At 67.4% G+C, this 25,225-nt stretch carries 22 protein-coding genes; 3 read left to right on the top strand and 19 right to left on the bottom strand.

What is annotated here, in order from left to right; all coding sequences use genetic code 11:
* The first annotated feature begins 3 nt into the window (after positions 1 to 3).
* Both cobS and ASC81_RS19565 read left to right on the top strand, forming a co-directional pair.
* The gene (cobS, locus tag ASC81_RS19560; RefSeq protein ID WP_056270775.1) at positions 4 to 765 is read left to right on the top strand and encodes an adenosylcobinamide-GDP ribazoletransferase; all 762 of its coding nucleotides are present in this window, start codon (positions 4 to 6) and stop codon (positions 763 to 765) included.
* Complete coding sequence (locus tag ASC81_RS19565) at positions 765 to 1,295, top strand: histidine phosphatase family protein (protein WP_056270776.1); 531 nt, start codon at positions 765 to 767, stop codon at positions 1,293 to 1,295. The genes cobS and ASC81_RS19565 overlap by 1 nt, the downstream gene beginning before the upstream one ends.
* On the opposite strand, the gene ASC81_RS19570 is transcribed toward ASC81_RS19565, so the two are convergent.
* From ASC81_RS19570 to ASC81_RS19590, 5 genes are all read right to left on the bottom strand, one after another.
* Positions 1,270 to 3,282 (bottom strand): S9 family peptidase, encoded by a 2,013-nt coding sequence (locus ASC81_RS19570; protein ID WP_082536661.1) that lies wholly within the window; start codon positions 3,280 to 3,282, stop codon positions 1,270 to 1,272. The genes ASC81_RS19565 and ASC81_RS19570 overlap by 26 nt on opposite strands.
* An 82-nt stretch (positions 3,283 to 3,364) precedes the next feature.
* Positions 3,365 to 4,240, bottom strand: a complete 876-nt coding sequence (locus ASC81_RS19575) for a Tim44 domain-containing protein (protein WP_056270779.1) — start codon at positions 4,238 to 4,240, stop codon at positions 3,365 to 3,367.
* 56 nt (positions 4,241 to 4,296) lie between these two features.
* Entirely contained in the window at positions 4,297 to 5,001 is a 705-nt protein-coding gene (locus tag ASC81_RS19580; protein ID WP_056270782.1) for an SDR family NAD(P)-dependent oxidoreductase, read from the bottom strand.
* 3 nt (positions 5,002 to 5,004) lie between these two features.
* Entirely contained in the window at positions 5,005 to 5,595 is a 591-nt protein-coding gene (locus tag ASC81_RS19585; protein ID WP_056270785.1) for an RluA family pseudouridine synthase, read from the bottom strand.
* Positions 5,595 to 6,497, bottom strand: coding sequence for a DMT family transporter (locus tag ASC81_RS19590; RefSeq protein WP_056270787.1), 903 nt, complete (start codon positions 6,495 to 6,497; stop codon positions 5,595 to 5,597). Before ASC81_RS19590 ends, ASC81_RS19585 begins: the two co-directional genes overlap by 1 nt.
* Positions 6,498 to 6,568: 71 nt before the next feature.
* Between ASC81_RS19590 and ASC81_RS19595 the strand changes: the two genes are divergently transcribed.
* Entirely contained in the window at positions 6,569 to 7,555 is a 987-nt protein-coding gene (locus tag ASC81_RS19595) for a quinone oxidoreductase (RefSeq protein WP_056270789.1), read from the top strand.
* A gap of 24 nt (positions 7,556 to 7,579) precedes the next feature.
* Here ASC81_RS19595 and ASC81_RS19600 read toward each other — a convergent pair whose 3' ends face one another.
* The 14 genes from ASC81_RS19600 to ASC81_RS19665 form a co-directional block, all read right to left on the bottom strand.
* Positions 7,580 to 9,055 carry an ATP-binding protein gene (locus tag ASC81_RS19600; protein WP_056270791.1) on the bottom strand — a complete coding sequence of 492 codons (1,476 nt, stop codon included), beginning with the start codon at positions 9,053 to 9,055 and terminating at the stop codon, positions 7,580 to 7,582.
* 40 nt (positions 9,056 to 9,095) lie between these two features.
* The gene (locus tag ASC81_RS19605; protein ID WP_056270794.1) at positions 9,096 to 9,791 is read right to left on the bottom strand and encodes a PEP-CTERM sorting domain-containing protein; all 696 of its coding nucleotides are present in this window, start codon (positions 9,789 to 9,791) and stop codon (positions 9,096 to 9,098) included.
* A 70-nt stretch (positions 9,792 to 9,861) separates the two neighbouring features.
* Positions 9,862 to 10,350: a signal peptidase II gene (gene lspA / locus ASC81_RS19610; RefSeq protein WP_056270795.1), complete on the bottom strand. Its 489-nt coding sequence runs from the start codon at positions 10,348 to 10,350 to the stop codon at positions 9,862 to 9,864.
* A gap of 2 nt (positions 10,351 to 10,352) precedes the next feature.
* Complete coding sequence (gene ileS, locus ASC81_RS19615) at positions 10,353 to 13,175, bottom strand: isoleucine--tRNA ligase (protein WP_056270798.1); 2,823 nt, start codon at positions 13,173 to 13,175, stop codon at positions 10,353 to 10,355.
* A gap of 73 nt (positions 13,176 to 13,248) precedes the next feature.
* Positions 13,249 to 14,277, bottom strand: a complete 1,029-nt coding sequence (locus ASC81_RS19620; RefSeq protein WP_056270802.1) for a bifunctional riboflavin kinase/FAD synthetase — start codon at positions 14,275 to 14,277, stop codon at positions 13,249 to 13,251.
* 22 nt (positions 14,278 to 14,299) lie between these two features.
* Complete coding sequence (locus tag ASC81_RS19625) at positions 14,300 to 16,273, bottom strand: PAS domain-containing sensor histidine kinase (RefSeq protein WP_082536662.1); 1,974 nt, start codon at positions 16,271 to 16,273, stop codon at positions 14,300 to 14,302.
* 96 nt (positions 16,274 to 16,369) lie between these two features.
* Positions 16,370 to 17,104 (bottom strand): 16S rRNA pseudouridine(516) synthase, encoded by a 735-nt coding sequence (locus ASC81_RS19630; RefSeq protein WP_056270806.1) that lies wholly within the window; start codon positions 17,102 to 17,104, stop codon positions 16,370 to 16,372.
* Positions 17,101 to 17,655: a DUF3617 domain-containing protein gene (locus ASC81_RS19635; RefSeq protein ID WP_082536663.1), complete on the bottom strand. Its 555-nt coding sequence runs from the start codon at positions 17,653 to 17,655 to the stop codon at positions 17,101 to 17,103. The genes ASC81_RS19630 and ASC81_RS19635 overlap by 4 nt, the downstream gene beginning before the upstream one ends.
* A gap of 46 nt (positions 17,656 to 17,701) precedes the next feature.
* A complete protein-coding gene (locus ASC81_RS19640) occupies positions 17,702 to 18,829 on the bottom strand; it encodes an acyl-CoA dehydrogenase family protein (protein ID WP_056270812.1) in 1,128 nt (375 codons plus the stop codon).
* Between the two features lie 15 nt (positions 18,830 to 18,844).
* Positions 18,845 to 20,044, bottom strand: a complete 1,200-nt coding sequence (locus ASC81_RS19645) for an acyl-CoA dehydrogenase family protein (protein ID WP_056270815.1) — start codon at positions 20,042 to 20,044, stop codon at positions 18,845 to 18,847.
* Between the two features lie 144 nt (positions 20,045 to 20,188).
* Complete coding sequence (gene xdp1 / locus ASC81_RS19650) at positions 20,189 to 21,058, bottom strand: exosortase-dependent surface protein XDP1 (RefSeq protein ID WP_082536664.1); 870 nt, start codon at positions 21,056 to 21,058, stop codon at positions 20,189 to 20,191.
* A gap of 156 nt (positions 21,059 to 21,214) precedes the next feature.
* Positions 21,215 to 24,022, bottom strand: coding sequence for an XrtA/PEP-CTERM system TPR-repeat protein PrsT (gene prsT / locus ASC81_RS19655; protein ID WP_056270820.1), 2,808 nt, complete (start codon positions 24,020 to 24,022; stop codon positions 21,215 to 21,217).
* Between the two features lie 54 nt (positions 24,023 to 24,076).
* Positions 24,077 to 24,727: a TIGR02281 family clan AA aspartic protease gene (locus tag ASC81_RS19660; RefSeq protein ID WP_056270823.1), complete on the bottom strand. Its 651-nt coding sequence runs from the start codon at positions 24,725 to 24,727 to the stop codon at positions 24,077 to 24,079.
* A gap of 2 nt (positions 24,728 to 24,729) precedes the next feature.
* On the bottom strand, positions 24,730 to 25,218 hold the full coding sequence (locus ASC81_RS19665; RefSeq protein ID WP_056270826.1) for a YajQ family cyclic di-GMP-binding protein: 489 nt from the start codon (positions 25,216 to 25,218) through the stop codon (positions 24,730 to 24,732).
* Positions 25,219 to 25,225 lie beyond the last annotated feature (7 nt).

The following is a 25,225-nucleotide window of genomic DNA, read 5'->3' on the forward strand; positions in this document are numbered from 1 at the left end:
GGCGTGCGGCTGATCCTCGTCGCGGTGCAGTTCCTGACTCGGCTGCCGGTGCGGCTCAGCCGCTTTGAGCCGGCGTGGCTGAACGACTGCTTGCGCCACTTCCCCCTCGTCGGCGTGCTGATCGGTGCGGTGGGTGGCGCGGTCCTCGTCGGCGCCGCACAGTTCTGGCCAGCGTGGATCGCCGCGGTGCTCGCGCTGACCGCCACGGTTGCATTGACCGGCGGCTTCCACGAAGACGGCCTGGCCGACACCTTCGACGCGCTCGGTGGCGTCGTGCCGCGTGACAGAGCGCTGGCCATCATGAAGGACTCGCGCATCGGCAGCTATGGCGCGCTCGCCCTCGGCCTGTCCCTGCTGATGCGCGCGGCGCTGCTGGCGGTGCTGGCGACTCGGCCCCTGCTGGGCGCGGTCGCAGCCCTGCTGGCCAGCCATGCGTTGGCCCGCGCGGCGGCCGTGGGCGTCATGGTCAGCCTGCCCTATGGCGGGGATGCCGAGCATGCCAAGGCCAAGCCACTGGCGCTCGCCGTGGCACCGCGCAACTTCGTCATCGCTGTGGGCTGGTGCGGGCTGCTCATGGGGACGCTCGCGGCTTGTGGCATTGCGCTGCCGCGCCTTGTCGCCGCGCTGGCCGCAGCGGCCCTCGTCGCGCTGCTGATGCGGCTATGGCTCAAGCGCCGCCTCGGCGGCTACACCGGCGACGGCCTCGGCGCGACTGAGCAGGTGGCCGAGATTGCCGTGCTGCTCGCCTTCACGGCCACGGTTTGATGGCGATGCTGACCCTTTGGCGCCATCCCAAGCCACGCGGGGCGGAAGGGCGCTGCGTTGGCGCCCGCACCGATCTGCCCGTCCACCCACGCAAGGCCAAGCGCCTGGCGCACCGCATTCGCGCGCATGCCCGCCGGCACGGCCTGGCGCGCGACGTGGTCACCTCGCCACTGGCCCGCGCGGCGGACGTGGGCCGTTGGCTGCAACGTTGGGGCTTTCGCTGGCGCGTCGATCCAGCACTCGCCGAGATGGACTTCGGCGCCTGGGACGGCAGGCCGTGGTCCGCCATCCCGGGCGCCGAGTTCGACCGCTGGATGGCCGATTTCCTGCGCTTCGACTTCGACGGCGGCGAGGCTCTGACGGCACTGCTCGACCGTGCAGCGAACTGGCAGCCGACCTGCGCACTGGTGGTCGGCCATGCGGGCTGGATCGCAGCTCGCAGCTGGCCCACCGGCGTCATGCCGACACCGGCGAGCTGGCCGCGGCCGCTCGCCTACGGCCGGGCTACTTCAATACCGTCTGCTGCATGAACAGCACGGTCGCGTAGAACTGGAAGTCCTGGTTGTCCTTCTTCTGGAAACCATGGCCCTCGTTCTCGGCGCGCAGATACCAGACCGGCGTGCCACCTTTTCGCACGGTCTCGACGATTTGCTCGGCCTCGGTGTAGGGCACGCGCGGGTCGTTCTTGCCCTGGATGACGAACAGCGGCTTCTTGATCTTGGCCGCATTGGTCAGCGGCGAGATCTTGTCGAGGTGGGCCTTCATCGCCGGGTCGCGCTCATCGCCGTACTCGACGCGGCGCAGGTCGCGGCGATAGCTCTCCGTGTTGTTCAGGAAGGTCACGAAGTGCGAGATGCCGACGACGTCGATGGCGCCGGCGATCCGGTCGGCGTAGTTGGTCGACACGGCCAGCGTCATGTAGCCGCCGTAGCTGCCACCGGTGACCAGCACGCGCGAGGCGTCGAGGTCGGGCTGAGTCGCAATCCAGTCGAGCAGGGCGCCGATGTCCTTGACGGAGTCCTCGCGCTTGAAGCCGTTGTCCATCGCCAGGAAGCTCTTGCCGTAGCCGCTGGAGCCGCGCACATTGGGCTGGATCAGCGCCATGCCCAGTTCCTGCACGAAGTAGGCGGTACGGCCCAGGAAGCCGAAGCCGGCCTGCGACTCGGGGCCGCCGTGGATGGAGATCAGCACCGGGCGCTTGCCGGTGAACTTCTTCGGCGGTGCCGTCAGCAGGCCCGAGATGGTCGTGCCGTCAAAGCTCTTCCAGCGCACGATCTTCTGCTCGCTGAAGCCCGAGGTGTCCATGCCGGGCGCGGCTGCGGCGCGCGTCCATTGCTGGACCTTGCCGTCGGCGCCCAGCGAATAGATCTGGCCGGGGCCTTGGGCATTGCTGATCGAGAAGGCCAGTTCGTTGCGCGCACGGTCGAAGGAAGCCGCGCCGACATTGCCGTTCGGCAGGGCCGCGGGGGCGGGCACTTCCTTGGCGGTTGCCGCGTCGAAAAAGCGCAGCTCGTCGCGGCCGTCGACGTTGAACTGGGCCACCAGCTTGCTGCCGTCTTCGGTCAGCGTGACGCCGCTGACGTCCCAGGGGATGTGGCTGCTGACCCGGTCGATGCGGCCGCTGGCGAGGTCGAGCTTCATCAGTTCGCGGAACTCGCCGGCGCGGTCGCTGCCGATCCACAGCGTGCGACCGTCAGGTGTCCAGCCGGCCGGCGAATACGTGGCCTTGGCCTCCTGGCTTCCGACGGCGGGTGCCACCTGCTTGGCGACGCCGCTGTCCAGATCCAGCATCCAGATCTGCGATTCATTGGCGGACAGATAGCGGGTCAGCGACAGCAGGCGCTCATTGGGCGAGGGCCGGCCGGCGAACCAGCCGCCGCCGTCCAGCTCCGCCAGCTTGCGGCGGCCTTCCGGCTTGGCGGGGTCCATCACCCAGAACGTTGTCGTGACCTTGGTGCGCGTGCCGCCTTGGGCCGTGCGGTCGATGGGCACGGACGAGTAGATCAGCTGGCCGCTTTTGCGCAGCCAGGTGTTGATCGAGTGACGTTCGTCGGGGCTGGTCAGCAGCACGGGCTGGGCGCCGGCCTGCCCGAGTGGCAGGCGGTAGATCTGGCCTACCTCGTTGCCGCCGGCGGCGCGCTCGAAGACGATGTACTGGCCGGTGCGCGGTTCATAGCTTGCGCGCGCCACAGGGTCTGCGCCGTCCGTCAGCTGCTCACCGTCGGTCAGCGGGGTCGTCACGCGGAAGATCTGGGCCGTGTTGGCCCCGGCCTTGCGGTGGCTGACGAGCATCTCGCGCTGGGTCGGATGCCAGTCGGAGAAGGCATGGCCGCGGAAGTCGTTGTAGCGGCCGATGGCATCCGCCAAGCTCTGCGGCACGGGCGGAATGCCCTGGACCACGAGGTTAGCGTTCGGTGCAACGACGGCTGTGGAGGCCGGCGGGGTGGAAGGGGTGGAAGCGCAGGCAGCCAGCAAGGCGGTGCCCAAGGCGCAGAGGGATAGACGCAAACGAATCATGTGGAGCCTCAAAGAAAAATGGGCGCTTGAAGCGCCCATTCTCATGCCGGTCCGGCTCGGGTCTAACCCGCTATGCCATTGGTCATGCCGTCTGCTGGATGCCGGCGATGAGCCAGCCCTCGTTGGCCTGGACCAGGTGCCAGACTTCGTCGAAGTCGTTCGCGGCTTGGTCGCTGCTCTCGCGCACCAGGCCCCAGAAACGCACCGAGACAATCTGCTGGCCGTTCTCGCTGGCGACGTCCACCACGCTGGCGTCGAGCTGCAGCACTTCGGTGCGCTGCGCCTGGCTGCCGCGCTCCAGCAGGTCGCTCTGGATGCTGGCGTACATCTGTGGCGTCGTGAAACGGCGCAGGTCGGCCTGGTCACCGGCATCGTTGGCAGCCTGCAGGCGGATGAAGACTTGCTTGGCGATTTTCTCGAAGCCTGCGGCGTCGAAGTCAGCCGGCACCGCGGCAGCCAGTGGGCTCGCTGCTGCGGCAGGTGCGCCGCCCGCAGCCGCCATGGGTTGCGGGTTCCAAGCCGGCTGTGCCGCCTGGAAGTTGGCGCCGTTCGCGCCGGCCAACTGGGCCTGCGCCTTGGGCTTGGCGAAGCGACGCACCAGGAAGCCGATCACGACGGCTGCCACCAGACCGAGCAGCACCATGGTCATGATGTTGGCCAGCTCCGCGCCAAAGCCGAGATGGCTGGCCAGCGCTGCCAGGCCCAGGCCGGCGGCGAGGCCGGCGATGGGGCCCATCCAGGAGCGCTTGGGCGCCGCTGCTGCGGCAGCCGGGGTGGCCGCCGCCTGCTTGGCGGGAGCGGCCTGTTGGGGCGACTGGGCCGGCGGCGTCTGTGGCGTCGTCTGAGTGGGCACGCTGCGTTTCATGCCGCCGCCGCCCAGGCGCTTTGCCTCGGCGTCGTGGACAGGCAGCGCGAAGGCCAGCAGGGCGGCCAGGGTCACGGCGAGGATGCGGTTCACGGTGCGTCTCCAGAATGGGTGAAACAGGTCAGAGCTTGGGCTCGTGCGGCGTATTTTCAAGCCTCGCGGATGTCCGCGATGACGTTATGGCCGAAATCGGGTTTTACCAGGTAGCGCAGCACGGCCGCCGCAGTGGCCTCGGCGGTCTGCAACTGGCCGCCATCCTTCAAGCCCTGGAAGCGAGCCTGCTCGAGGAAACGGGCCGGGTCGGCGCCGCGCAGCTGAGTCTGCATGTCGGTGTCGATGACGCCCGGCGCGAGCGACACCACGCCGACATCCGGCGCCTCCAGTGCCAGGGCGCGGCTCAGATGGTCAAGCCCGGCCTTGACGGCGCAATAGGCCACGCTGCCGGCCATCGCACGCCGGCCCAGGCCCGAGGAGATGTTGAGGATGCGGCGCTGCGGCACGCCAGTCGTTTCTGCCAGGAAGACCCGGCTCAGCAGTGCCGGCGCCTCCAGGCCCACCCGCAGCGCCGCGGACAGCTCTGCCAGATCCGTGGCCGCCAGCGGGCCCGGCGCGCTGAGCAGCGCTGCGTTGTTGACCAGCGTGGCGCTCTCCCAGCCGGTGTTGGCGCGCAGCCAGGCTTGCAGGCGCTCGGCGGCGGGGAGTGGGTCGGCAAGGTCGAGCGCCCATTGCTCGGCCTTCAACGCCGGGTTGCTGCGGCGAGCGATGCCAATGACTGTGTGCTCGGGCTGGGTCAGCTGTTCGACAAGGGCGGCACCGAGGCCGCGCGAGCTGCCGGTCACGACGTAGAGATGCATGGTCTAGAACTCCGGTGGGCAGAGGAAATGCAGTTCGCCGATGTGCAACTCGCTGGCGTGCAACAGCAGCCGTGGGCTGGCCGCGGCGACATCCGCGCCAGCGTAAAGCGTGTCGCCCAGGATGGCATGGCCAAGGTGGGCGAGGTGGACGCGAAGCTGGTGGGTGCGGCCGGTGAGCGGCTCGAGCACGACTCGGGTATGAGCGCCTTCATGAGCCAGCGCCCACCATCGTGTCTGCGAGGCTTTGCCCCGCTGGTGGTCCACTTGCTGGCGCGGGCGGTTCGGCCAGTCCGCACCCACTGGCACTTCTATCAGGCCGTCACCGTCCATGTGGCCCGAGACCACCGCGACATAGCGCTTGCCGACACGCCGCTCGGCGAAGTCCGCGCTGAGCTGGCGCTGCGCCTCGGCGCCGAGCGCGAACATCAACAGGCCGGAGGTGGCCTGGTCGAGCCGATGCACGACGAGGGCGTCGGGGTAGAGCACCTGCACCCGCGCGCTCGCGCAGTCGGGCTCGCTGCGGCCCGGCACGCTGAGCAGGCCGGCCGGTTTGTCGATGACGACCAGGCGGTCGTCGGCGTGCAGCACCCGCATCAGCGCGACGACACGACGATGCCGGCCACGATCAGCGCAAACGCCAGGCCGTGGTACCAGGCCGGCGCGATGCCCAGCAGGGCGGCCGAGATGATGGCGGCGAACACCGGCGTCAGGTTGACGAAGAAGCCGGCCAGCGCCGGGCCGGCTTGGGCCACGCCCATGCCCCAGCAACGGTAGGCGATCAGCGACGGGCCGATGGCGACATAGGCCAAGGCTGCAAACAGCGCCGGGCTCCAGTGGATGTCGGCGGGTGCAATGACCTGCTCGGCGCCCGCGGCAACACCCGAGAAGACAACGCCGAACATCAGCTGGGCCATCAGCGCCTCAGCCCAGTTCCAGTCGGGCTTCTCGCCGGGCCGCAGGCCTTTGACGGGCCGCGCCAGCATCCAGGAATAGACGGCCCAGGTGAAGATGGCCAGCAGCATCAGCAAGTCGCCGGGCACGAAGCGCACCGCCAGCAGCGCTGCGGGCTCGCCGCGAGCGATGACGACGGCCACGCCCAGCAGCGACAGCCCCGCACCGACCAGCTGGCGGCGCGCCGGCTTGACGCCGTAGAACAGCGCGCCGACACCCAGCATCCACACCGGCATGCTGGCGGTGATCAGCGTCACGTTCAGCGGCGACGAGGTGTGCAGCGCCAGGTATTGCAGCGCGTTGTAGCAACCCATGCCGAGGAAACCCAGCCAGGCCAGGCCGCGCCAGCGCACCAGCGCCTCGCGCGGGTTGGCCAGCAGCCGCCAGGCCAGTGGCGCGAGCAGCGCGAACGCGAGCAGCCAGCGCAGCGCGTTCAGCGCCATGGGGGGGATGTCGTCCCGCACCAGGCGGCCGACGACGGCATTGCCGGCCCACAGCAGAGGCGGCATCGTCAGCAACAGGGCCAGTCGTGGGGTCAGCGTCATCACCGGCGGCGCGGAGGGCAAAGGGCTGGCACGATAGCCGACCTTGAGGAACGTTGAACAGGAGACGCTGCATGAATGAAAAGGCTGTGGTCATTGAAGCTGCCGGCGGGCCGGAACAGCTCAAGCTGGTGGACGTGGAAGTCGGCGCGCCGGGCCCCGGCGAGATCCGCATCCGCCACCATGCCTGCGGCCTCAACTACATCGACGTCTATCACCGCAATGGCAGTTACGCGTTGCCGCTGCCGGCGCGCCTGGGCATGGAAGGCGCAGGTGTTGTCGAGGCGGTGGGCGAGGGCGTCACGCACCTTCAGGTGGGCGACCGGGCCGCCTATGCCAGCCAGCCGCCCGGCGCCTATGCGACGGCGCGCGTGATGCCGGCCAAGTGCGTGCTGAAGCTGCCCGATGCCATCGCCTTCGAGACCGGCGCCGCCATGATGCTCAAGGGCCTGACGGTGCAATACCTGCTGCGCAAGACGCTGCCCCAGGGCGGGCTGCAGGCGGGCGACTTCGTGCTCTTCCACGCCGCGGCGGGTGGCGTCGGCCTGATCGCCTGCCAGTGGGCGCGGGCGCTGGGCCTGCAGCTGATCGGCACGGCCGGCAGCGACGAGAAATGCCAGCTCGCGCTCGACAACGGCGCGACACATGCCATCAACTACCGCCGCGAGGACTTTGCAGCGCGGGTGCGCGACATCACCGGCGGCCGCGGCGTCAAGGTGGTGTACGACTCGGTCGGCGCCGACACCTGGGAGGGCTCGCTGAACAGCCTCGCGCCTTTCGGGCTTCTGGCCAGCTTCGGCGCGGCTTCCGGACCGGTACCGCCGATCAACATCGGCAGCCTCGCGGCCAAGGGCTCGGTCTACGTGACGCGGCCAACGCTCTTCACCCACATCGCCAGCCATGAGGCCACACAGTCGATGGGCGCCGACCTTTTTGACATGGTGGCCAGCGGCCGGGTCAAGATCCGCATCGACAAGCGCTACCCGCTGGCCGACGCGGCCGAGGCCCATCGCGACCTGGAAGCGCGCCGCTTGACTGGCAGCGCCGTCTTGCTGCCCTGAGCCGTTTCAGCCGGTTCAGAGGCTTCAGATGACTCGCAGCACGGCGATCTCGAAACTGAAGCAGGAGCCAAGCCCGGGTGTGCTCTCGACGTTCACCGTTCCGCCCATCAGCGTGACCAGGCGCTGCACGATGGTCAGGCCCAGGCCGGTGCCGCCGTAGCGCCGCGTGATGCTGCCATCGGCCTGGATGAAGGGATCGAAGATCTGGCCGATCTGGTCACGCGTCATGCCGATGCCGGTGTCGGTCACGGCAACGCGCAGGCGCAGGCGTTCTGGCGGGTCGCAGTCGTGCATGTCGGCCAGCGCGATCTCGATGCGCACCTCGCCGTGCTCGGTGAACTTGAGCGCGTTGCCGATCAAATTGATCAGCACCTGGCGCAGCCGCAGCGCGTCACCGATCAGCCAGGACGGCACGCCCGGTTGCACCCGCGCATGCAACTGGATGCCCTTGTCGTGGGCCTGCAGCAGCAGGGGTTGAAGTGACTCGCCGAGGCAATCGTGCAAGCTGAAGGGCGTCTCCTCGATGACGATGCGACCGGCCTCGATCTTGGCCACGTCCAGCAGGTCGTTGATGATGGTCATCAGCCCCTTGGCCGACTGGTGGGCCATGCCGATGAAACGGCGCTGGCGATCATTCAGTTCGGTCTGCAGCACCAGCTCCGTCAGGCCCAGCACGCCGTTCATGGGCGTGCGGATCTCATGGCTCATGTTGGCCAGGAAAGAGCTCTTGGCCTGGCTGGCCATCTCGGCCGCCTCGCGCGCGGCGACCAGGGCGGCCTGGCTGGCCTTCAGCTCGGCGATGTCGCGTGCGTTGAAGAGCATGGCCGTGTCGCCGGTGACGGGGTCGCGCATCGGGCGCGCGTCTAGCGCATGCCAGCAGCGGCCGGCCAGGGTCTGCAGCTCGACGTCCTGGCGGCAGGTCTCGCCGCGCAGCACCCGGCCGAGGATGCCCTCGGCGTCTGCCGCATGGGCGAACAGGCGGGTGAACTCGGTCTGGCCCGGCGGTGGCGGCGTGTCACCGAAGGTCAGCGCGGCGGCGGGGTTGCGCATCAGCAGCTCGCCGCAGTTCGGACCCACCAGGCCGAACACGGCGATTCGTGCCGAGGTGTGCTGCAGCGCCTCGACGCCGCGCAGCATCGACAGGTCGGCGCCACCGCCCAGTGAGTCGGCCGCGAACAGCATGACTTGGCGGCGGTCCGGCGTGCGCATGCCGCGCGACACCAGCATCACCGTCGTTGGCTCGCCCTTGGGATAGAGGGTCCACTGCTCGCGGACGATCTTGCCCTGGGCATGGTCGACGGCGGTGACGGCCAGACGCTCACGCACGGCGTCTCCATGCTCGGAGAAGTCGCGCGACAGGAACTCCTCAGCGCTGTCGGCATGCCAGAAGCGCAGGGCCGCGGCATTGGCCCATAGGTTGCGCTGTTGGTCGGGGTCGAAGACCCAGAGGGGCACGTCGAGCCAGTCGTAATGGCTCAGGCTGGCGAAGTCGAGAAGCATTGGCGGCGGCTGGGAGAGCGCCGCATTGTCCGCGAGCGGCTCAGCGGGGACGGCGGCGCAGCAGTGCGAAAAGACCGATACCGGCGACTGCGAGCAGGCTGGACGCCGGCTCGGGGACGGGGCTGGTCAGGCTGGCGACATCCGTGGCGGTCAGTGCCACGTCGTAGATGCGCAGGTAGTCGACGGCACCGCCGCTGGCCTCGCCCGCCACCTCGTTGTCGTCGCGGAAGAAATAGCCAACGCCGTTGGTCGCGCTGAAGCTGGCCAGCCCGGCGCCGTCGGTGAACTGGAATTGCTGGACGCCGTTGAAATAGCCGGTCAGCAAGCCGTCGCCATCGCGGGTCAGCGTCACACGGGCTTCCTTGCCGGCCGCAAAGACGTCATCGGGGCCGGTGATCTCGTTGTAGAAATTCAGCCGCGTGTTGAGGGTGTAGAGGCCGGTGTCGGAGGTCAGTGCCTTGAAGTCGACCAGGCGGCGATAGCCGTCCACGTTGTCGAGGCTGAAGGCGAAGTCCAGCGTGTAGACGTCGGGGTTGATCGCGCCTTCCAGCCAGAAGCCTTGATTGGCGCCAAAGCTGTAGCGGCCGGGCAGGCTGGTGAAGTCACCACCCAGCGTTGTCAGCGCGGCGCCGCCAAGGGCGTCGCTGGCGTCGTCCATCAGGTAGAGGTGTGTCGGCTCGGCGGCCTGGGAAAGGCTGGCGGCGGACAGGGCGAGGGCGGCGATCAGCGAGCGCATGGGTGACCTTTCAGCAGAGTCCGGCGAGGGTAGCCGCAACGCGCTGCGGCGGCTCCCCCACACATGGACGTCAGCCGCGCCGCACCCGGCGCAGTTCGTCGACGATCAGCAGCACGGCGCCGATGCTGATGGCGGCGTCAGCGATGTTGAAGGCCGGGAAGTACCAGCCGCCGGCATGGACCTGGATGAAGTCGACGACATAGCCGTGCACGGCGCGGTCGATGACATTGCCGAGGGCGCCCCCGAGGATCAGCGTCAGCGCCCAGGCAAAGAGCTTTTGCTGGCCATGGCGGCGCAGCATCCAGATGATGAAGCCGGCCGCCACGACGCCGAGCACCAGGAAGAACCAGCGCTGCCAACCCGACGCGCCATGCAGGAAGCTGAAGGCCGCGCCGTAGTTGTGCGCACGCACGAGGTTGAAGAAGCCGGTCACCGGGCGCACGTCGCCGAGCTGGAAAGCGCCGATGACAAGGATCTTGGTGAACTGGTCGGCCAGGATGATGACGGCGGCGATCAGCAGCCATTGGCTCAGGCCGGCGGAGGAGGATTTGCCCGCCATGATCAGGCCACCTTCCGGGTTTCGCCGGCGCCGTGCAGGTTGCTGTCGCAGCGCCCGCACAGCGTCGGATGGGCGGCAATTTGCCCGACATCCGCGCGGTAGTGCCAGCAGCGCTCGCACTTGGCGTGGCTGCTGGGCGTCACGGTGACGCCCAGCTCGGCCGCCGACATCAGCTTGACGGCCGAGGTGATGAAGACGAAGCGCAGGTCATCGCCCAGGCTGGCAAGCAGGGCCTGGTCCTGCTCGTCGACCTTGAGCACGAGCTCCGCCTGCAGCGACGCACCGACGGCGCCCGTCACGCGCACGGCCTCGATGGCCCTGTTGACCTCGTCGCGGATCTCGTGGATGCGCTGCCATTTGGCCAGCAAGGCGCCGTCGGTCTCGCCAAAGTCCCAATAGGTCTCGGTGAAGATGCTCTCGCCTTTGCCGAACACTTGCCACGCCTCTTCAGCGGTGAAGCTGAGGAAGGGCGCCATCCAGCGCAGCATGGCCTGCGTGATCTGCCACAGCGCCGTCTGCGCCGAGCGGCGGGCCAGCGACTTGGGCGCGGTCGTGTAAAGGCGATCCTTGAGCACGTCGAGGTAGAAGGCGCCCAGGTCTTCGGAGCAGTAGACCTGCAGCTTGGCGACGACCGGGTGGAACTCGTAGCGCTCGAAGTGGGCCAGGATGTCGGCCTGCAGCTCGGCCGCGCGGGCCAGCGCATAGCGGTCCACCTCCAGCAGCTGATCGGCTGCGACGGCGTCGGTCGCCGGGTCGAAGTCGCTGACATTCGCGAGCAGGAAGCGCAGCGTGTTGCGCACGCGGCGGTAGCTGTCCACGACGCGGGCGAGGATTTTGTCGTCCAGGCCGAGGTCGCCGGAGTAGTCGGTCGCGGCCGTCCACAGGCGCAGGATTTCGGCGCCGTACTTGTCCGACACCGCCTGGGGCGCGACGACGTTGCCCACCGACTTGCTCATCTTGCGGCCCTGGCCGTCGACGACGAAGCCGTGGGTCAGCAGGCCCCGGTAAGGCGCCCGGCCATAGAGGGCGCAGGCGATCAGCAGCGATGAGTGGAACCAGCCGCGGTGCTGGTCGTGGCCTTCGAGGTACAGGTCGGCCTCCGGGCCGGTCTCGTGGCCGGCGCCCTTGTGGCTGCCCTTGAGTACATGCTCGAAGGTGGAGCCAGAGTCGAACCAGACGTCGAGGATGTCGTTGCCCTTGGTGTATTGGGCGGCCTCGCCCCCCAGCCACTCGGAAGCGTCCAGCTTGGACCAAGCCTCGATGCCGTTCTGCTCGACCAGTTGCGCGGCGCGCTCGATGAATTCCAGCGTGTTCGGATGTGCCTCGCCCGTGTCCTTGTGCAGGAAGATGGGCAGCGGCACGCCCCAGCTGCGCTGGCGCGAGATGCACCAGTCGGGCCGGCCGGCGATCATGTCGTGCAGGCGGGCGCGGCCGTTCTCGGGATAGAAGCTCGTCGCCTCGATGGCGGCCAGCGCGGTCTTGCGCAGGCTGTCGGGCGCCTTGTCCGTGGCGAACAAGCCCTCGCCCTCGTCCATGCGCACGAACCACTGCGCCGCGGCGCGGTAGATGACGGGTGACTTGTGGCGCCAGCAGTGCGGGTAGCTGTGGGTCAGCTTGCTTTGCGCCATGAGACGGTCGGCGTCCAGCAGCGTTTGTGCGATGACGGGGTTGGCCTTCCAGATGTGCTGGCCACCGAACAGCGGCAGGTCGGCCGCATAGGCGCCGTTGCCCTGCACGGGGTTCAGGATGTCGTCGAAGGCCATGCCGTGGGCCACGCAGGACTGGAAGTCGTCCAGGCCGTAGGCAGGCGCGGAGTGGACGACGCCGGTGCCGTCTTCTGCCGTCGCGTAGTCGGCCAGGTAGACCGGGCTTTCGCGGTCGTAGCCCGGGTCGACGTGGGCGAGAGGGTGCTTGAACTTCAACAGCTCCAGCGCACGGCCTGGCATGGTCGCGACGACGTTGCCTTCGAGCTGCCAGCGCGCCAGGCACTTCTCGACCAGCGCCTCCGCGACGACGAAGTACCCCTTGGGCGTGTCGACCAGTGCATAGGGCAACTCGGGGTTCAGGTTGAGCGCCTGGTTGGCCGGAATGGTCCAGGGGGTCGTCGTCCAGATGACGGTGAAGGCGTCCTTGGTCAGCGGTGCGACGCCGAACGCCGCAGCTAGCTTTTCGGGCTCAGCACTAAGGAAGGCCACATCGACGGCCGGGCTCTGCTTGTCGGCGTACTCGATCTCGAATTCGGCCAGCGACGAGCCGCAGTCGAAGCACCAGTAGACCGGCTTGAGGCCGCGGTAGACGAAGCCGCGCTCAAACAACCGCTTCAGAACGCGGATCTCGCCGGCCTCGTTGGCGAAGTCCATCGTCTTGTACGGCTTGTCCCATTCGCCCAGCACGCCCAGGCGCTTGAAGTCCTGGCGCTGGCCGTCGATCTGCTCGGTCGCGTAGGCACGGCTCTTGGCCTGCACCTCGTCGCGCGGCAGGCCGCGGCCGAAGGTCTTCTCGATCTGGTTCTCGATGGGCAGGCCGTGGCAGTCCCAGCCCGGGATGTAGGCCGCATCAAAGCCCGCCAGCTGGCGCGCCTTGACGATCATGTCCTTGAGGATCTTGTTGGCGGCGTGGCCGATGTGGATCTGGCCATTGGCATAAGGCGGGCCGTCGTGCAGCACGAACTTCGGCGCGCCGCAGCGAGCGTCACGCAGGCGCTTGTACAGGCCTTGCTCGTCCCAGGCCTTGACCCAGCCCGGCTCGCGCTTGGGCAGGTCGCCGCGCATCGGGAAGGGCGTGTCGGGCAGGTTGAGCGTGGAGCGGTAGTCCGGGGTGGTCATGGCATGCGGCCAGGCTGCGAGCCTGGCGGTCGAAAAGCGGAAGAGGGCGGACGGAGAGCGGCGGGGAGCCGCTTCAAATTCGGTCGCGCGTGGTCTGGCGGCTGACCTGGGCGTGCGAGGCGGCGTGGCTGGCCAGGAAGGCGCGCGCCGCTGCGGTGTCGGCCGCGATGGCAGCCGTGAGTGCTTCCAGCCCGTCGTACTTGGCTTCGTCGCGAAGTTTGTGCAGCAGTTCCACGCGGGCGAGTTTACCGTAGCCCCCCTCGGGAGCGAGGGGCCATTCCAGGCAGTGGACCTCTAGCAGCACGCGTCCGGCGTCCTCGACGGTGGGGCGGCGGCCAAGGCTGGCGACGCCTGGCAGTGGCTCAGGCGCCAGGCCGTGCACCAGCACCGCGAAGATGCCGCTGGCGGCCGGCTTGTCGTGGTCGAAGCGGAGGTTCAGCGTCCGGAAGCCATCGGCCGCGCCAGGCGCGCTTTCGCCCAGCTGGCGCCCCAGCTTGCGGCCGTGCGTGACATGACCCGAGATCGCGTACGGGCGGCCGAGCAGGGCCGCCGCTGCCGCCATGTCGCCCGCTGCCAGCGCCTCGCGCACGGCCGAGCTGCTGACGCGTAGACCATGTACCTCGTAGCTCATCATGCGTGCGACATCGAAGCCGCGCGCCTGGCCGGCGGCGTCCAGCGTCGCGTAGTCACCCTGGCGCTTGGCGCCAAAGCGGAAGTCGTCGCCGACCAGCACATAGCGAGCGCCCAGGCCCTCCACCAGGACCTGGCGGATGAAGTCCTGTGCCGGCAGGGAGGCCAGGGTCTCGTCGAAACGCTGGATGACGACCTGGTCGACGCCGCAGCGCTCCAGCTCGACAAGTTTGTCGCGCAGGTTGGCGATGCGGGCGGGGGCGAGCTCCGGTCTGCCGGCCTTGGCGGCAAAGAAGTCGCGCGGATGAGGCTCGAACGTCATCACGCAGGTCGGCAGGCCGCGGTGGCGGGCCTCGGACTGCAGCAGGGCCAGCATGGCCTGGTGGCCGCGGTGCACGCCGTCGAAATTGCCGATGGTCAGCGCGCAGGCCGGCGCGATGCCGTGGTGTTGAAAGCCTCTGAAAACTCGCATGCCGAATTATCGCGGCCACCCTTCAGCTGGCCTGCAAGGTCTCGCGAACCCGAGCGACCAGGTCCTCCAGCATCCTTTCCTTGTGCAGCACGGCGCGCACGCCGAGCGCCGCGGCCTGCTGCGCCAAGGCTTCGCTGACATAGCCCGAGCTGATCAGCACTGGCAGCGCCGGGTGCCGGCGGAGCACCGTGCGGGTCAAGGCCAGGCCGTCGCCATCGGGCATGTTGAAGTCGGTCACCAGCAGTGCCGCTTCATCCGCCACGTCCGCCAGCAGATCCAGCGCCTCCTGCGCGCTGCCGCACAGGCTCACGCGGTAGCCCGCACGTTCCAACAAGGCCTGCACCGTCAGTCGCATCACGTCGTCATCGTCGACATAGATGATCAAGGCCTGTTCCGGCGTGGAGAAGTCGTCGGGCAGGCCGGCCCATTCGGAAGTCCCGGCCTCGTGGGGTTCGGCTTCCAGGCAGGGCAGGTCGATGCGGAAGCTGGTGCCACGCCCAAGTTGGCTGTCCATGTGCACGGCACCCCGGTGGGCGAGCACGATGCCATGCACCACCGACAGCCCGAGGCCGCTGCCCTGGCCCGGCGCCTTGGTCGTGAAGAAGGGCTCGAAGACGCGCGCACGCGTCACGGCGTCCATGCCGCTGCCGTTGTCGCGCACGGTCAGCCGCACATAGTCGCCGTCCGGCAAGCCCTGCCCGGGCGAGATCAGGTGCAGGCGCTGCAGGTCCACCTCCAGGCGGCCGCCGGTGGGTGGCAGCGCCTGCAGCGCGTTGGTGCAGAGGTTCATCAGCAACTGCTGCATCTGTGCGGCATCGGCCTTCACCCACAGCGCCGGTTCCCGGTGGGTCAGCAGCAGCTGGACGCCGGGCTGGCGGTTGGCCTGCAGCAGGTCCAGCGCATGCTGCGCCTCGGCCACCAGGTCCACCGCCTGCAGCTCCAGCACCTGCTGGCGGCTGAAGGACAGGATCTGCTGCACCATGCCGCGCGCCCGCCGCCCGCTGCGGGCTATCAGGTCCAGCTGGACCAGCGCAGGGTGGACGGGCGGCAGTGTTTCGCGCGCCAAGTTGACGTTGGCCAGCACGGCGCCGAGCACATGGTTGAAGTCATGGGCGATGCCGCCGGCCATGGTGCCCAGCGCTTCCATCTTCTGCGCCTCGCGCAGCCGCTCTTCCAGCTCCTGTCGTTGGGCCTCGGCCGCCACGCGGTCGCTGAGGTCCACATCGACGCAGTACAGCAGCGCCTCGCCCGACAGGCTGCGCTGCATGGTGTGGCTGGAAAAGACCGGCACGGCGGAGCCGTCCTTGTGGCGCAGCACCAGCTCCTCGGCCGGCACTGACACGACGCCCGAGGCCAGCCACTGCTTGGTGCCCTCGATGACCAGCTCGCGCATCTCGGGCGGGATGATGAGGTCCTCCAGTTGCTGGCCGAGCGCTTCCTCGCGGCTGTATCCGTACAGGCGCTCGCTGGCGCCATTCCAGAAGATGACGCGGCGCTGGCTGTCGTAACCCTGCACGGAGACACGCTGCAAGCCCTCGACCAGGGCCTGGAAACGGGTCTCGGTCTCGGCCACGGCCTGCTCCGCGCGCTTGGCCGCGGTGACGTCCTGGCAAACACCGTTGACCCGTACGGCCTCGCCGTTGGCGTTGCGCACCGCCTGGGCGCGAATCCGCAGCCAGCGGGGTGTGCCGTCAGGCCGCTTCATCCGGAAGTTGCGATCAACCGGCCCACGGGACGAAAGACAGGCAGCCAGCGTTTGGCGCAGGCTTTGCTGGTCAGCGGGCTGGGCGCTGCTCAACGCCGCTTCCCAGCCGATCACGCCGCCGGACTGCCGGCCGAATGCGGTGGCGGCCTGGTCCGACAGCGTGAGGCGCAAGTCGCGCAGGTCCAACGTCCATGCGCCGAGCGCAAGCATGTCCGTGGCCAGCCGCAACAGGTGCGCCGGGTCTCCCGTATCTAGCGGGCTGCCCTCAGCGGGCTCGGTATGGACGTCCATTTTGGATCTCCCCTGGCCCACAGACTAGCCCATGCCGGCCAGCGCTGCAGCCGCCGGAGGCGATTCCCCCTATGAAACCGTGAAGCCTGCCGCCCCTCAGCCCGGCGTGATGTCGCCGGGTTCTACCCAGCGCCATTGCCCTGGCGCCAGGTCGGCTGGCAGCGTCAGCGCGCCGAACTGGGACCGGTGCAGGGCTTCGACGCGGTTGCCCACGGCCGCGACCATCCGTTTGACCTGGTGGTATTTGCCTTCGACCAGCGTGAGGCGCAGCAAGGTTTCGCCAGCGAGCTCGGCGCCCTCCGCCCGGGTCGTTTCCGGCGGCCGCTGGAACTTGGCCGGCGGCTTGCCTTCGGGCTCGCGCAGTTCGACGCCAGCCAGCAACTGCTCCACCATGGCGGCAGTCAACGGATGCTTGCAGCGCGCCTCGTAGACCTTGGGCACATGGTGCTTGGGCGAGGTCAGCTTGTGGATCAGCGTGCCGTCGTCGGTCAGCAGCAGCAGGCCGGTCGTGTCCTCGTCGAGGCGGCCGATGGGCTGCACGCCGCGCTCGCGCAGCGGTGCGGGCAGCAGGCTCATGACGCTGGGGTGGTGCTTGGGCTTTTGCGAGCACTCATAGCCGGCGGGCTTGTTCAGCAGGATCAGCGCTTTGTTGACACACGGCCACTCGCGGCCATGGATCGTGAAGCGCAGCCCCTCGGTCTCGAACTCGGTGTCAGGCTCTTCGACCACTTCGCCGTGGACGCTGACTTCGCCGTTCCACACCAGGCCTGCACAAAGGCGACGGGTGCCGAAACCCTGGCTGAAAAGGATCTGGGAGAGTTTCTGCTTCAAGGTTTGGCCTGGGACTTCATCGGTTTGACGTCGCCACAGTCGGCACCGAGCCAGCGGCCTTCGCCGTTGACTTTGGTCGTCTCGGTTTTGCCCTGGCGCTGCTGCCTGATCGTCACGTCGTTCGTGAAGCCCTCGTTACCCTGCAAGGTCACGACGGCATCGCCTTCGGAGGCGGGGTTGGTGCAGACGAAATGCGTCCGGATGACGTTGCCACTGCGCTTGCTGTCCTGGGTGCAGTTGCCCTGTTGCATGACCGGCGCCAGATTCCGTTCGGCCTGTTCCTGGGTGATGCAGGCCTTGACCGTGATAACACCACCGGCCATGTTCACGCTGACGCCCCGCTGGGCCATGATCTGCTCGACCATCTTGCGCTGGTCGGGCGACATGCCTTCCATGGCCTTTTGCGCCTGGGCCATCTGGGCTTGGTGCGCGGGGCCGAGCTGGGGCGTCTGTTTGAATTCCCACAACCCGGGCTTCATGCCCTGGGCGTGGGCCATGGTGGGACTGGCGGCGGCCATGCCGGCCACCAGCAAGAGAGCAGTTGATTTCATCGGGTGACCTCCGCGAGGGGCGTGAGGGCAGCGCCGCTGGCGCTGCCTAAGCAAACACCCCCGCAGTGTCCTGCATCCTGCTGCTCACCTCGCCCAGGTGATGCAGGGTGTCGCCCCATTGCATCTCCATGACGGTCAGGCGCTTGAAGTAGTGGCTGCCGGCGTATTCATCGGTGACGCCAATGCCGCCATGCAGTTGCGTGCATTGCTGGCCGACAAAGCGCATGGCCTGGCCGAGCTGCACCTTGGCCTGGGAGAGCGCGCGGCGGCGCACGGCTGGCGTGTCACCGAGACGCAGGGTTGCGTAGTAGCTCATCGAGCGGGCCAGTTCGAGCTGCATCTTCACGTCCGCCGCGCGATGACGCAGGGCCTGGAAGCTGCTGATGGCGACGCCGAACTGCTTGCGCGTGTTCATGTACTCGGTAGTAAGGGCGAGGTACTTTTCCATAACGCCGACCGCCTCGGCCGCTTGCGCGGCGATGCCGATATCCGCCGCCAACTCCAGCAGCGCCAGACCCTGGTCGGGGCCGGCGATGAGCTGGCCGGGGGTGTTGTCGAAGTGGACCTCGGCAGCGCGTGAACCGTCGTAGAGCGAGTACGAGCGCGTATGCACGCCGGCCGCTTCTCGCTCGACAAGGTAGAGGGCGACACCATGCGGCGCGTCGTCCGTGCCGGCGACCCGGGCCGGCACGATGAAGGCATCGGCCACGTCGCCCGCGGGCACCAGGCTCTTGACGCCGGTCAACTTGCCGTCGACGGCGCGCGTCGCGACCTGGTTCAGGCGGTAGCGCGACCTGGCTTCCTGGTGGGCCAGCACGACCAACGCTTCGCCACCGGCAATCCGCGGCAGCCAGGCCGCCTGCAACTCGTCTTGCGCGTGACCGAGCAGAGCCGGCGCGATCAGAGCGCCGTGGGCGACCGGTTCCATGACGAGGCCGCGGCCGAGTTCTTCCATGACCACCATCGCCTCGACGGCGCCAAATCCCAATCCGCCATGGGCCTCGGGCACGGCCAGCGCAGTCAGGCCCAAGCCCGCCAGACCTTCCCAGACGGCGCGGTCGAAGCCGCCGGCGCGCTCGATGCGCGTGCGGCGCTCGAAGCTGTAGTCCTTGTCGACAAAACGGCGCACCGCATCGCGCAGCGCTCCCTGGTCTTCACTGAAATCGAAATCCATGTCTTGTCTCCCCAATCAGCCGAGCACGGTCTGCGCGACGATGTTGCGCTGGACCTCGTTGGACCCGCCATAGATCGTCGTCTTGCGGACGTTCAAATAGTTGCCGGTCAGTGGGATGGCATGGTCAGCACCGCCGATCCAGGCGCCGCCCAGCCACTGGTCGCCCTGCCAGCCGGCTTCCATGGCGTCGAGGATGTGGGGCAGGGCCAGTGGCCCGCCGGCCAGCATCATCAGCTCGGTGTAGCGCTGCTGCAGCTCGCTGCCGCGGATCTTGAGCAGGCCGGCGACGTCGAGCGGCTGCTTGCCGGTGCGCTCGCCGGACAGCACGCGCAACACCATCATTTCGAGCGCCACGACGTCGACCTCGCACAGCGCAATCTGGTCGCGGAAGCGCTGGTCGTCCATCAGCCCCTCGGCCTTGGCGATGCGCTTGAGCCGCTCCAGCTCGCGCTTGGCGCGGTTCACGTCAGCAATGTTGGTGCGCTCGTGCGAGAGCAGGTGCTTGGCATAGGTCCAGCCCTTGTTCTCTTCGCCGATCAGGTTCTCGGCCGGCACCTCGACGTTGTCGAACCAGACCTCGTTCACCTCATGCTCGCCGTCGAGCATGATGATGGGCTTGACGCTGACGCCGGGCGACTTCATGTCGATCAGCAGGAAACTGATGCCGGTCTGCGGCTTGCCCTCAGAGGAGGTGCGGACCAGGCAGAAGATCCAGTCGCCGTACTGGCCCAACGTCGTCCAGGTCTTCTGGCCGTTGACGATGTATTTGTCGCCCTGGCGCTCGGCCCGGCATTTGAGCGAGGCCAGGTCGGAGCCGGAGCCGGGTTCGCTATAGCCCTGGCTCCACCAGACTTCGCCGCTCATGATGCCGGGCAGGAAGCGCTGCTGCTGCTCGGGCGTCCCGAAGGCCATGATGACGGGCGCGACCATGACCGGGCCAAACGGAACAATGCGCGGCGCGCAGGCGAGGGCGCATTCCTCTTCGAACAGATGGCGCTGCACGGCATTCCAGCCCGGACCGCCGAACTGCTTGGGCCAGGCCCAGCCATGCCAGCCCTTGGCGCCGAGGATCTTGGCCCAGCGTTGCAGGTCGTCCTTGTTCAGGCGCAGCGCATGGCGCACCTTGTGGGCGATGTCGGCCGGCAGGTTCGCGCGCACCCAGTCGCGTACCTCGGTACGGAACGCCAGCTCCGCCTCGGTGAAGTTGAGGTCCATGTCTCGCCTGTTGTGATGGGAATGGCGGGCTTTTTAGCACGGTCGTTCGCATCCTGGCTGTCCGGCCTGGGACAGGACTGCAAGTCCATCCTCAAAAGCAAAAAAGGCACTCCGAAGAGTGCCTTTTCTGGTGAGGTGACTCGATCAGGCGGAGAGCTTGATCTTGCGGCGACGCAGGCCAGCCATGCCGAGCAGCGCGACGCCGGTCAGGGCCAGCGTAGCCGGCTCGGGCAGACGCTTGCCACCGCAGTCCGCACCAGCGACGTTGGCGCAGGTCTTGCCGGTCACGCCGAACAGCTTGAAGTAGTCATTGCCGTTGTCCAGCGTTGCGGCGTCGCGCGTCTGCGAAGCGGTGCTGGTGAACGCCGAGTTGTAGGCGCTGATCAACCACCAGCTCGAACCCTTGTTGCCGCTGCCGGCAGTACCCGAACCATTGGCTTGGTTGGTGTTGACGACGTTGTAGACCGGCGTGATGTCTTGCCTCATGTCGCCGTACTCACCCACCAGCTCCCAGCCGGTCATGTTCTTGGCGGACTGGCCGACCAGAGCGGACGGCGAACCCGTCGGCGTGCCGTTGCCGGTCCAGCGGAACAGTGCGAGGTCGACGGAAGTGCTGCTGTTGGTCCAACCCAGGCCGATGCTGCTCAGGATGACGCTGGAGCTGAACTTCAACAGCACGCCTTCGGTGTTGAGGTTGTTGTCGACGGCATGGTCCGGGCTGCCGCAGTTATTGCCGTCGTTCGTGGAGCAGACGCCCTGGCCCGAGGCGCCTTGATTGCTCAGCGAGGCGGCTGCCCAGTTGGCGGTGCCGAACGTCGAATTGGTCGCATAGACCGCAGCCATCTGGACACTCGCAGTGCTGGACGCTGCGTCTTTGCTGCTGAACGTTGTCGCACCGGCACCGATGGAGGTCACCGTGGTGTTATCAAAAGTCCAGTTTGCGGAGGCCGCGCCGGAAAAGCACAAACCAGCAATCGCAGAGGCCCATTTGATCAAGCGGGTGTTCTTTGTCATTTTTAGTGCCGTCGCGGGTTAATTGGTTGCAAGGTATTTAGCAATCTCAATGCCAGGTCGGAATTTGCTTTCGCATCAACCACTTGGCGATTGCCCCCCTAGTTCTTGCTGCAAATTGTAAGAAGGCTCGACACGATTTGGGGGGCACGCTCCCCCTCACTTAAGTGTCGTTTGCAACCTTTTCGCGTCTTCGGTGCTCTCCAGGCTCTCGCCGGATTGCAATGCGGCGGCCAATTCGATGCGCGCCTCGGAATGGCGGTTGGTGCGCGCCAGCGCAGCGGCGAGGTGATAGCGAATTTCGCCGTTGTTCGGCGCGCGCAGGCGGGCTTCGCGAAGCAACTGCAGCGCGCGGTCAGCGTTGCCACCGACCGTCAGCTGCGCCCAACCGGCCGTATCGAGCACCGTCGCGCTGCGGTTATTGAGCTGCAGCGCCCGCTCGGCCATCTGGACGGCACCGGGGTCTTTGAGCGCGATTAGCACATTGCTCAAGTTGTTGAGAACGTCCACGCGGTTGGGGCTCTCCTTGAGAATGGCCTCATAGTGTTTGCGTGCGCTGCCGAAGTCCTTGGCGCGGACGTTCAGCTCCGCCAGGCCGTTGTGGACGATCAGGTCACCGGGATTGCGCTTGAGCCAAGCTGCGCCGGCATCGAGCGCCGCCTTGTTGCTGCCCTGGCCGCTCATCGCACGCAGCAATTTCATCAGGCTGGTGCCGGACTTTTCGATGTCGTGGGCGTGCTTCAGCGCTTCGACCGCGGCAGAACCTTGCCCGCGGGACGCAGCGATATCGGCCAGCAGGTTGTAGCCCATCGCGTTCTTCGGTGCTGACTGGATGACTTGGCGGGCGCGCTTTTCGGCTTTGGCGGGATCGCCTTGCGCCAGTTCCACGCTGGCGAGCAACGCTTGCGCGGGAAGCGACCCGGGATCGCCACTGAGAGCTTTGTCGAGGCTGTAGGCAGCGCCGCTGAGATCGCCGACCAGTATTTGCTGACGGGCGACTTCCACGAGTTTCGGGGCCTCGAACGCCGCGCGGCGGGCGGCGCTGGTCAGCGTGGACTTGGCACCCGCCGGGTCGCCGTTGGCTGCCTGCGCTGCCGCATAGGCTTGCAGCGCCTCGACATCCTCGGGCAACTTGGCGAGCAAAGTCTTGGCTGCCTCGACGCCGCGCGCCGCCTGGCCCTTGCGCAGATGCCAGGCGACGAGCGCGAAGTTGGCGCGCGTTTCCCGGGGGCCGCTGGCAGCGACGGACTCCTCAAGCCACTTCAGCGCTTCGTCGTCCTTGCCCCACCGTTCCTGCAACAGCGCCAGTTCGAAGAGCAGGTCGACGTTGCGCGGTTCAGTCTTGAGCAGTTCCTTGAGCCGGCGGTCGGCCTCGGCAAAATTCCCGGTCAGCGTATCCAGGCGAGCCAGGCCAAGCCGCGCCTCGGTCAGCTTCGGTTCGATCCGCAGCGACTTCTCGTAGCTGGCGCGTGCGCCGGGGTAGTCCTTGGCCTGGGTCTTCGCATAGGCCTGGACCATCAGCACGGTGGCATTGCCCGGGTTGGTCCGGGCAAGGTTGTCAGCGGCCGCGATTGCCTTGGCCGTCTGGTTGTCGCGCAGATGGACCGTGACCAGGGCCAAGCCCGCGAACGTCTGCCTGGGATCGGCCTTGTAGGCCTTCGCCAACTCGTCGGCTCCCATGGGCGTATTGCCGCTCTGCAACAGGGACAGACCGAGCGCCGTGCGGTACTGCGGCGAATCCTGCGCCTTGAGCGCTTCCTGCATCAGCGAAGCTGCACGTGAATGCTTGCCCTGACCCATATAGGTCGACGCCAGCATCAGCAGCGCCTGCCCATCACCCGGGCGGGCCTTCACATAGGCTTCGAGCAGCTCCGCAGCACGGCTCGGATTGGGCTCGGCCAACGCAATCTGTGCGAGCAGCTTGTTGAGCGGGTTGCTGGCCTGCTGGCGCACCGCCAGCTCCAGATAGGGCTTGGCTTTTTCCAGCTCCGAGAGACTGTAGTGGGCCAGGCCGTTGAGCATCAGGAACTGTGGCCGGTAGCGGATGTTCGCAATCGGGACAGGGTCCAGCAGTTCCGTGATCCTCTTCAGGGCTGCCTTGGCCGCCGCCGCGTTGCCGGCCCGCTCGGCCAGCACGGCACGCAGATAGGTGCCACGGGGGTCGTTCGGCCTGAGCTTCTGCAGTTCGTCGATCTCGGCAAAGGCGTCTGCATCGCGGTTCATGTCGACCATCAGGCCTGCCCGCGCCAGCCGGGTCTCGGCGTGGGTCGGCTGGATCTTCACGCCACGGTCGTACAAGGCCATCGCCTGCACGATTTCGCTTGTTGCATGAAAGATCGAGGCCTTCTGATAGATCGCCTCCGCGTTCTGGGCGTCCAGCTTGAGGGCTTGGTCGGCGGCGGCATGGGCTTGAGCAAACTCGCGTGTGCGAATGCGCAGCGGTACCTCGGCCAACCAGCTGTTCAGATCGTTGGCGTTGAGCGCGCGTGCTTCCAGCACGGTGGCCAGCGAAGCCCGGTTGTCGCCCATGTCGGACTGGGCGAGGGCGCGCTCCAGCATCAAGGCCTGTCTGACGCCGGTCGGCAGGCCGGCCGGCTGCAGGCGAGGGTCTTCCATCATCTGCGGCTGTTTGCCCTGCGCATTCATCGCCACGGCCAGCGGAACGACGACCTCCGCCCGGTCAACACCCAGGCGGATCGCCTCGCCGAGCTGGAACTCGGCCGCCGCCGGTTCGCTGTTGGCCAGCAGGGCCTTGCCCAGCAGCACATGCACGGACAGCTGGGACTTGTCGGCCTGCAGCGCGTTCTTGAGCTGCACGATGGCGCCGGGGATGTCGCGCTTCTCGTAGCGTTGCAGCGCGTCCTCGTAGAAGCGCGACGCCTTGGCGGCGTCCTGCGCCAGCGCGGGAGCGCCGGCGATCAGCAAGGCGGCCAGGAGGCCGGACAGCGAAGCAGGGTGACGGGTCATCAGGGCGGCCGGCGGAGGAGGGCGCCGGATTCTTGCAGAAGCCCCGCGATCCGATCAGTAGCGAAGCTGCAAGGTCATGACGTCGTCCACACGTCGCATCTGAAATCGATTCAGAAAGCTGTTGCCCAACAGCACATGGTGCATGACGCCGGGAATGACGATGGCTTCGACATCGCGCACCTCGACGTCGCCGATGCGCACGACGGCCAGCTGCAACTGGTAGGCCGGCACGATGCCGTTGGCCGTGTGCGTCACGATGCGCTTGCCGTAGAGGTAGCGCAGCCCGAGCTTTTCTGCCTCGACCTGGCTGATGGCGATGCTGGTCGAGCCGGTATCTATCAGGAAGCTGGTGACCTGGCCGTTGATCGTGCCTATCGTCGTGTAGTGCCCACCGGGGCCCATGGGAAGCACGATCTGGCGCGGTGGTGCCGGCGTCTGTGCGACGACTCGGCCAGGCGCCGCACCCAGGGTCAGGACCTGACGCCGGCCCCCAAACTCGACGGTGGCTCGGCCATCTTCGATTGACACGAGCCGGACGCCCTTGATCACCGCGCCCACCTCGACGATGCGATGTTCGCCATCAATGATCAGCAAGGCGGAGCGCGCGCCCAGCATGCCATTGAGATGCACCTGAGCCGGTGGCAGCGGCTGGGCCAGCGCAAGGCCCAAGCCTAGCAGCAACGGCAGAGGCGCGAAGCCGCGCATGCTCAGTCGCGGAAGTTGTTGTAGGTCAGCGGCGTATCGCTGAAATTCTTCTTGAGATGGGCGATGGCCGTCTGGAGATCGTCCCGGTTCTTGCCTGTCACGCGCACGGCATCGCCCTGGATACTGGCCTGGACCTTGAGCTTGCTGTCCTTGAGCGACGTGACGATCTTCTTGGCAAGGGCAGCTTCGATGCCCTCCTTGATCTTGTAGACCTGGCGCACCTTGTCGCCACCGAGCTTCTCGATCTTCTCGGCCTTGTCGAGGAAGTTGATGACGACGTCCTGCTTGGTCAGCTTGCCGTAGAGCACGGCCTCGATCTGCTCCAACTGGAAGTCGCTGTCGCCGGTGGCATGGATTTCCTTGTTCTTCAATTCGACCTTCGCGCCGGTGCCCTTGAAGTCGAAACGCGTGCCGAGCTCCTTGATGCTGTTGTCCACGCCATTGCGAATCTTGACGTGATCGGGTTCGAGGACGGTGTCAAAGCTGGGCATTGCAGGG

The organism is Pelomonas sp. Root405, assembly GCF_001425165.1.
Lineage (GTDB): Bacteria > Pseudomonadota > Gammaproteobacteria > Burkholderiales > Burkholderiaceae_C > Pelomonas.